Below are 7,099 nucleotides of genomic sequence, written 5' to 3' on the forward strand. Positions count from 1 at the left end.
GAGCCGGTGAAGTACGGGACTGGCACCCCCTGAACAGACACACCCCGGCACGCAACGCGTCAACCGAACCGATGGGCATAACGCTGAGTTCCCCCCACCGCGCGGGTCGCTTGCCCCCTAGTGTCCACACCATGATCGAAAAGGAAGATGTCGAGCAGCACCTCGCGCTGAATCACGAGACACGTCCATTCGAGGTCAAAGGACCTGGGGACCTCGCTCACAAGGACTACGTCGCGAAGATCGCCCGCGCCGCAATGGCAATGGGCAACCTCAGCGACGGCGGGATTGTCTGTCTCGGCATCGACGACAAACGCATGCGCGAGATGATGCCCGGCCTTAACACCACCCAAGCCGCGGACTGGTCCGACTTCGACAACGTCAGCGCTGCACTGGCAAAGTACAGCGACCCACCCGTTACATTTCAAACGGATCAGTACACGCTGTCCAACGGAGTCACCGTCGTCGTCCTCGACATCTCCGAATTCGACCGCGTCCCACACGTGTGCAAAAAGAGCTTCCCCGACGTGTTGCAGAACGGCTTCACGTACGTCCGCCCACGGGGCAAACCGGAGTCAGTGACCGTCCCCTCGTCGTCGGACATGCGAGATCTGCTGGAGATCGCCATCGGCAAAGGTGTGCGCGAGTTTGTCCGCCGCGCCGGTGCCGCGGGACTGCCCCTAGGCCTGAATGACCTCCAGCAAGACACCGACAAAACGGCATACGAGCAAGAACGATCACAAGCCTGGCAACCGCGAACGGACCAAACCGAATTAACCACCTACCCCCATGGCGGGCTCTTCGGGTCGTGGGCGTACACCGACGTCGCCATCCGCCCAGGAACCTACGAGAGCGAAAGACTCAACCCCGCGCGCCTCGATGCGACCCTCATCGAGCACGTTGTCCGACTGCGTGGATGGCCAGTACCGATGGTCGACCAGCGAGAGCAGATCGTCCGCCACGGACGTTGGATTGCACAAGACATCTCAGCTCCCGGCGTTCACGAAGAAGAGGCATGGAGACTATTCACCAGCGGCCAGTTCCTCCACCGCCGCGCCCTGGCGACCGACATGCACCCCGACAGACCCGAACTGGCTGCCACGCACCCAGCAGCAACCGGTGCAGTCGCCGTTTGGGACGTCCTGCTCTACATGGTCGAGATCGTCGAGTTCGGTGCCCGCTGGGCTACCACCCTCGAATGCGACACCATCACCTTCGACATCGCCCTCAACAACGTCTCCGGACGCCAACTCATCTCCGGCGACCGCAAACGCGACCTAAGCAACGACCTCATCATCACGGCGGACCAAGTGCCGGCCTCACACACGATCACCACCACACAGCTACTCACCGACACCCGCCGCAACGGGGTAGACCTTGCCCAGAAAATTCTTCACAAATTCGGGGCCGACATCCCGGACCAAGTACTGCTCGACTACCAAGCCCAGATTCTCCGCTGACCGCCCCTCCGCATCCCGTCCGCCACCGTCACCTAGCTCGATGAATGGACACTTCAATGACCAGCCCCACACCCCCGCCCGGATGGCACCCAGACCCGAGCGAACCAGGACTGCTCAGGTACTGGGACGGAATCCAATGGACCGAACACACACAACCCGCCTCCGAGCCGACAGTTGAGGAACCAGCTCCCACCCGTGCCGCTGAACCCGGCCAGCCCGACCGAGCAGGCGTGCCCCGTACGGTCAAGATCGTCGGTGGCATCGTCGCTGCGTTCGTCGTGATCGGCGTGCTCGCTGCCGTCTTCGGCGAGGACGAATCTTCCGACGACTCGCAGGCTGCTACACCGTCCACCACCTCGAACGCCGCGGCACAAGTGACGTCCACGCCCGCCCCGGCGACAACCACCCCGCCGGCCACCACCGTCCCGCCGACCACGACCACCTCCGCTGTGGCCGCAGCTCCCCCAGCTCCCGCGACGTACCTATCGGATCCCCGATGCGCCCCCGCGAACCAGTCGCTCGTGGATCTGGTCTCTTCCGGCTTTTCCGAATCCGGCCTGACCCTGACCAATGGCACCGTCATCGACTCCGGCGACTACACCTACATCGGGGGAACCACCCTCGCCGCCACAGGTGGTGTCGAGAACCGATCCGATGTCTGGGTAATCGCCAACGGCACCGTGTACTCCTCGACCGGAGGAGCTCGGAACACCACGAGCTGGCCGCGAGCCAGCTCCGAGTTGAGCGTATCCCCCGGCGACCCCGACGTTCAGGCCGTCAACGCCTGCGTCGTGGACCTCACCCGATGACGCCGCCGCCCTCAGGAGGCGTTCCCGGGTCGGACGAGAGCATTCTGCTGCTACCTCCGGACCAGAGCGAGGTGTGGGCACAGAACAGCTACCTGGTTCGAGCCTGCGAACTCGTCCTTACCCGCACGGTCGACCCGGTGCCCAACAGCGCCCTCGATCGGGTCGACGCCATCTATCACTGGGAGAAGGTCTCGGTCTGGACGCGCAACTACCTACTCGCCGCGGCCGAGAACCTGTCACTGTGGGCCGATCTGGTGGCACCCTACGAATTCATGCCCGGTGCCATGAACAGAGTGCGGATGCGGCCGTATTTGCTGCTGGCTCGATCCGGACTCGAAGCGGCCGCGCACGCCCTATGGATCCTCGATCTCAATTCCTTCGAGGAGTGCGTACAACGACACGTCCGGCTCATGCACCACGACTTCACCATGCACAAGAAGGCACTGGTCGCCAGGGAAAGCGATCCGAGCCGAATCGAAAGACGGATCACAGCACTCAAATCCCGCGCCGCGACCCTCCCATTCCCAACAGCCCTCACAGACAAGCCGCCCGGCTACGAGAAACTGGTACGCGGCGCTGCAGAGTCCACCGGCAGCGACCCGAACGAGTGGGCGTACCTGTGGAACGCAGCCAGCGGAGCCGGTCACGGACAAAACTGGTTCGGCCTCGAAGGTTTCGATCTGATCCCCAGTGAGGAGTACGAGCCAGGGCATTTCCGAACCGCATCGATCCCGGACCCCACGTACATCACACAGACCATCGACGCTGCCGCCCAGGCCCTGTTCCGGGGCACCCTGCGATGGCTGGAGCTGGGCGGCCACGACCTCAACATGATCAGGTCGGCTATGACGGAAGTCCACGCCAAGATGCCGAAGAAATCCGACGAGTCTTACGCGCGACGGACGCCGCCTCCTGAACCCCCGGCGAACTGACGCCCCGCCCGATGGTCGAGCCAATCCTGCCGTGAACCACCACGACACATAACAACCCTGGGACCACCACACCCTCGGGATCACACCGGCCTGAACCATCTGAGCTGGGCAAACGACATGATGGCCCGAGAGCGAGAAATCGCGTACTACTTGATAGTGGCTGAAGTTTGCGTGTCGATGAAGAATGCGTATATCGGCGCTAGTTACGCTCATGGACAGAATTGCGACTACGCATCGCGAATGTATCGACGAAAGGTTCTCCGGCTGTGGCCAAACGAGTGACAACCCAATTGGTGGACGATATCGACGGGTCGGTCATCGACGACGAATCCGGCGAGACAATCGAATTCGCGATCAACGGCGTCGAGTACTCGATCGACCTGAAAGCTAAGAACGCGAACGAGTTTCACAAGAAGCTCGATTACTACGTCGGATACGCGACGCGAGTCGGTGGCCGCAAGCGCAAGCCCTCCCCCGCTGCCGCGTCGGCCGCGACCGCGGCCAGCGGATCGGGCAAGCGTGATCCGGAGCAGACGCGGGCCATTCGGCAGTGGGCATTCGACCAGGGCTACGAGATCAGCGAACGCGGCCGCATCCCGGCCGACATCGAAGAGGCGTACAACGCCGCACACTGACAGGCGGCGAGCCGCCTGCGGCGACGCGAGCGGCGGCTTTATGGTCTCTTTGCTGTCCGGGCTGTGGCAGGACGGAGCGCAGTGGAGTTCGATTCACCTGCCGCCTGCATGGCGGCCACTCGTTCTGCGTAGTAGACGGCATCGATTCCCGACGTTCGCCAAATGACGAAGGCCCGTCCCTTGGTTGGAGGCGGGCCTTGTCGGATTGATGGGATGTTCAGTCGGTCGGCGGCTTACTGTCTTTGCCTGCGGCGACGTCGCGTAGCCACTGCGGGACTGGATCGTTGTCGTACTCGCGGAGCTTGATCGAGGCTCCTGCGGCTGCGGCGCGGACCTTCCGGCGTTGCTCGGGGGTCCAGGCCCGGCGTGGTTCGGTGGTGGTCATGGGCGCTCCTCGCGGTGTGTTGTAGGTCCATTGTCGCTGTTGTCGTCGGTTTCCGCCAGGTCGTCGCTGCTGGGCGAAATATCTCGGTCGGCAATTGCTCGGAGTGTGCGACGGTCGGTCTTGGCGATGAAGGGTGTCGCGGCGACGGTGCCGAACACTGTCCAGCCGAGCGCAACTTCGTCGGGGTTGTCGCTAACGGTGCGTTCGAGGCACCAGGTGATTCGTTGCCAGGATTGGGAGCGGTTGTCCGCTCGGGTGCGTTGATTGACGGTTCCGGCGACGCCGACGACGGCGAAGACGCCGACTATGAGCGTAATCCAGGCTTGTGCTGGCACGGGCCGAGTTCCTTCCGTGTGGTGGGTTCGAATGCGGCGCGCTGCGCAGCACCTTCTGACATCTCGTCGAAGTTTCGTCACGTGGCGGACTTCTGGTGTTGGGCCGAACGTTGTTCAGTGCGCGGAAGCGCTCCGCGTCAACGCCGTAGCGCTGGAGCAAGTTCGCCTTCGATCTGTACCGGGTCGATATTTACCGTGAATTCAGACCAACAGGTCATACGCCCACTCGTACACCCAGCGAGGCATCTTAGGTGCATCGAACGGTGCGGTAGCGAAACTCGATCCGAAGTGCATTGCGCACGCGGGGATTGCATCGACTGTGCGGGTGCCGAAGGACCTTGCTGCGACAATCCACTGTCCACGGTGATGCACTCGGATTGCAGTCGACACTGTGCACCGCCCACCGGAGTATCCAGCGGTCAGCTGGTGGCATTCCCACTCGACGTGCTGGTTCTGTCCGAAGAAGTGTGTCAACGTCTCGGCGAAGGATGGCCCGTAGAGGGTCCCTCGGTCGGTGTCGATGCGGATGAAATTCATGGCTTCGGCCTCTTCGGGTCACGGTAAAGCGAGGTGTGCGTGGAAAGTTGCTCAGAACAGGGGAATTTGGTTGCGCGCCGCGAGACTGTCGCGGAACTCTTGGAACTTGCTTAGAAGGTCTGAGGCGACTGCCTCGGTGTAACCGATTGACCGCGCAACTTCGTTCAGTGTGTTGCCGGCGGCCAGGGCTTCATCTATCTCACGCCCGGCAGCGAGGTTTTCAACTTCGTCCGTGTCGAGATGCGCGACGTCTGCGGCGGCCAACCGGACAGAAGCGAGGGCAGCTCGACGCCGCTCACGGCCCGGCTCTGGCCCTTCCCGCGCCGTCACAGTGTGCTACCGCTGCGGAAGGCGTTCAGGCGGTTCGACGCTTCACGTTGCGCCCTTCCGATTTCGACGAGCTGGTCGAAGAGGAATTCCTCCGGCGCTTCCTCGGCGATCTGCTGAATTCTGATCCCTGCCTCGAAGAAGCTGCGTCGGTAACTTTCCGACAGGACCATGCCGGCATAGTCGGTCGCCGATGCTCCGCATGCGTTCGCTGCGGTGACGTCGGTCAGTGTTCGACGCAGCCGTGCATCGCGGTGTCCGCTGGCACCCGACCGGACGAGGACGCCCAGAACACTCGCGGGGTCGTGTGGGAGGTTGTCGATGATCAGCTCCTGCACGATGCCGTACAGCTCGCGATAAACGGGATCGTGGAAATCGTTGGCCTGCAATGACGTTGCAATGCGGTCGGCCTCGTTGGTGTCCTTCAACCACATCAGCGCGCAGATGACCAGTGCTTCCGGTGCCGTCTCCGGATGGTCCGTCAGATCAGCGTGATCTTCGTCGTCGGTGGGTTCGACTGCTCTCAACGGGGTCATCTGTTCGCCTCGTTTCTATGTGCGGGTCTGTTGCGGGAGAACTGGCTTCGGTACTCCGGTAGCGCTGTGCTTGGTTATGCCGCGTTCGTCTTCATTGCGGAGGTGTGGGTCAGATGTAGAGAAGGTTCGGTGGCGCAGAGCCGTCGAACTGCTCGAGGCTGTCGAGGACGGCGTTGTAGTTCTCGGGCCTGCAGCTTCCGAGTCCGATGATGAGGGCACAGGTTCCGTCGAGTGTGACGAGGTAGGACGGCGGGCTGCCGTTGTCGGACGATGCGTGCTCGCGTGCGTCGAGGAGGGCGATACGGACGGCATCGGCGGCGGCCAGTTTCGCGCATTCGAGATTGGGTTCTGCTCCGGTTGCGGTCAGAATTTCCGGGTTGTCCTCGGGGTGTGTGGTGACGGTCCAGGTGATCATCGTTTGCTTCCTTGTCGCTCGTACCGGCCAGCTGCTTCTAGTCGAGCGTCACACGAGGTCCGCGACAAAGCGTTCGCTGCGGAGACCAATCGAGCGAGGATGTGGACAACTGTCGTGTCGAGTCAGCTTGTGGATAAACGACGTTCGGCCCCGGGGTTGGGGCCGAACGTGTGGTATTAGACGTCGTCGAAGACATCGAGGAGTTTGGCGGGGTCGCGGCGGTAGCGGCTGCCGTCGAGAAATACTCCGACGGCGGCGCGGTGAACGCGTCGGAGTTCGGCCATCAGGGTGTCGTAGCCGATGCGGTCGGTGATGCGCCAGGTGACAGGTCCCATGTGCAGGTCTACCCAGTGGATGGTGCGGCGTTGTTCGGAGCTGTAGCGGTGATGCGGCACCGCAGTGTGTTCGGGGCTGTCGAGCCACAGGACGGATATAGCAGCGGCACCGAATTCTGCGCCTGGTTGGGCGGGGTGGGGGGCTTGTCCATCGGCTCCGGCGAGTGCAGCGCGGACGGTGGCGAATCCGGTGATGACTGCGGATACTGTTTCGGCGCTCCGGAAGGTCATCATGACGTGACCTAGTTGTAATGAGCAGGGACGTTGTGGACGGCGTGGCAGCGACAGATAGGTGAGGACCTCCGGTATCGGTGTGGTTACCACAACTGCACCGACAACCGAGAGGTCCTCGTGTCACACGCTAATGCCTTGCTCACCCCGAAGGGGCGATTGAAA

10 protein-coding genes and 1 pseudogene are annotated in these 7,099 nt (G+C 62.5%); 5 read left to right on the forward strand and 6 right to left on the reverse strand.

Translation table 11 applies throughout. From position 1 onward, the window contains the following. The first annotated feature begins 131 nt into the window (after nucleotides 1-131). The 5 genes and pseudogenes from CH266_RS04370 (at nucleotide 132) to CH266_RS04385 (ending at nucleotide 3,833) form a co-directional block, all read left to right on the forward strand. Entirely contained in the window at nucleotides 132-1,457 is a 1,326-nt protein-coding gene (locus CH266_RS04370; protein ID WP_094714803.1) for an AlbA family DNA-binding domain-containing protein, read from the forward strand. Between the two features lie 56 nt (nucleotides 1,458-1,513). Beyond that, a pseudogene (locus CH266_RS25775) lies at nucleotides 1,514-1,618 on the forward strand (DUF2510 domain-containing protein); the annotation flags it as partial. 69 nt (nucleotides 1,619-1,687) lie between these two features. Further along, a complete protein-coding gene (locus tag CH266_RS04375; protein ID WP_255175841.1) occupies nucleotides 1,688-2,266 on the forward strand; it encodes a DUF2510 domain-containing protein in 579 nt (192 codons plus the stop codon). Then, a complete protein-coding gene (locus CH266_RS04380; RefSeq protein WP_094714805.1) occupies nucleotides 2,263-3,198 on the forward strand; it encodes a hypothetical protein in 936 nt (311 codons plus the stop codon). Before CH266_RS04375 ends, CH266_RS04380 begins: the two co-directional genes overlap by 4 nt. Nucleotides 3,199-3,464: 266 nt before the next feature. Beyond that, nucleotides 3,465-3,833: a histone-like nucleoid-structuring protein Lsr2 gene (locus tag CH266_RS04385; RefSeq protein WP_094714806.1), complete on the forward strand. Its 369-nt coding sequence runs from the start codon at nucleotides 3,465-3,467 to the stop codon at nucleotides 3,831-3,833. Nucleotides 3,834-4,050: 217 nt separating this feature from the next. Here the strand turns inward: CH266_RS04385 and CH266_RS25315 are convergent, their stop codons facing one another. The 6 genes from CH266_RS25315 to CH266_RS04415 form a co-directional block, all read right to left on the reverse strand. Then, complete coding sequence (locus CH266_RS25315) at nucleotides 4,051-4,218, reverse strand: hypothetical protein (protein ID WP_176457009.1); 168 nt, start codon at nucleotides 4,216-4,218, stop codon at nucleotides 4,051-4,053. Then, complete coding sequence (locus CH266_RS04390; protein WP_052064964.1) at nucleotides 4,215-4,553, reverse strand: hypothetical protein; 339 nt, start codon at nucleotides 4,551-4,553, stop codon at nucleotides 4,215-4,217. The genes CH266_RS25315 and CH266_RS04390 overlap by 4 nt, the downstream gene beginning before the upstream one ends. Before the next feature lie 588 nt (nucleotides 4,554-5,141). Continuing rightward, on the reverse strand, nucleotides 5,142-5,354 hold the full coding sequence (locus CH266_RS04400; protein WP_255175837.1) for an urea amidohydrolase: 213 nt from the start codon (nucleotides 5,352-5,354) through the stop codon (nucleotides 5,142-5,144). Nucleotides 5,355-5,416: 62 nt separating this feature from the next. Then, the gene (locus CH266_RS04405; RefSeq protein WP_094714808.1) at nucleotides 5,417-5,953 is read right to left on the reverse strand and encodes a DnaB-like helicase N-terminal domain-containing protein; all 537 of its coding nucleotides are present in this window, start codon (nucleotides 5,951-5,953) and stop codon (nucleotides 5,417-5,419) included. A 109-nt stretch (nucleotides 5,954-6,062) separates the two neighbouring features. Next, complete coding sequence (locus CH266_RS04410) at nucleotides 6,063-6,368, reverse strand: hypothetical protein (RefSeq protein ID WP_094714809.1); 306 nt, start codon at nucleotides 6,366-6,368, stop codon at nucleotides 6,063-6,065. 176 nt (nucleotides 6,369-6,544) lie between these two features. Next, on the reverse strand, nucleotides 6,545-6,937 hold the full coding sequence (locus CH266_RS04415; protein ID WP_255175838.1) for a hypothetical protein: 393 nt from the start codon (nucleotides 6,935-6,937) through the stop codon (nucleotides 6,545-6,547). Between the last annotated feature and the right edge of the window lie 162 nt (nucleotides 6,938-7,099).

Source organism: Rhodococcus sp. 06-1474-1B (assembly GCF_002258885.1).
GTDB lineage: Bacteria > Actinomycetota > Actinomycetes > Mycobacteriales > Mycobacteriaceae > Rhodococcoides > Rhodococcoides fascians.

What these genes read in the sequence shown, in the direction of transcription:
- CH266_RS04410 (WP_094714809.1), bottom strand. Translation starts at nt 6,368, where the DNA reads ATGATCACCTGGACCGTCACCACACACCCCGAGGACAACCCGGAAATT.
- CH266_RS25315 (WP_176457009.1), bottom strand. Translation starts at nt 4,218, where the DNA reads ATGACCACCACCGAACCACGCCGGGCCTGGACCCCCGAGCAACGCCGG.
- CH266_RS04380 (WP_094714805.1), top strand. Translation starts at nt 2,263, where the DNA reads ATGACGCCGCCGCCCTCAGGAGGCGTTCCCGGGTCGGACGAGAGCATT.
- CH266_RS04405 (WP_094714808.1), bottom strand. Translation starts at nt 5,953, where the DNA reads ATGACCCCGTTGAGAGCAGTCGAACCCACCGACGACGAAGATCACGCT.
- CH266_RS04415 (WP_255175838.1), bottom strand. Translation starts at nt 6,937, where the DNA reads ATGATGACCTTCCGGAGCGCCGAAACAGTATCCGCAGTCATCACCGGA.
- CH266_RS04370 (WP_094714803.1), top strand. Translation starts at nt 132, where the DNA reads ATGATCGAAAAGGAAGATGTCGAGCAGCACCTCGCGCTGAATCACGAG.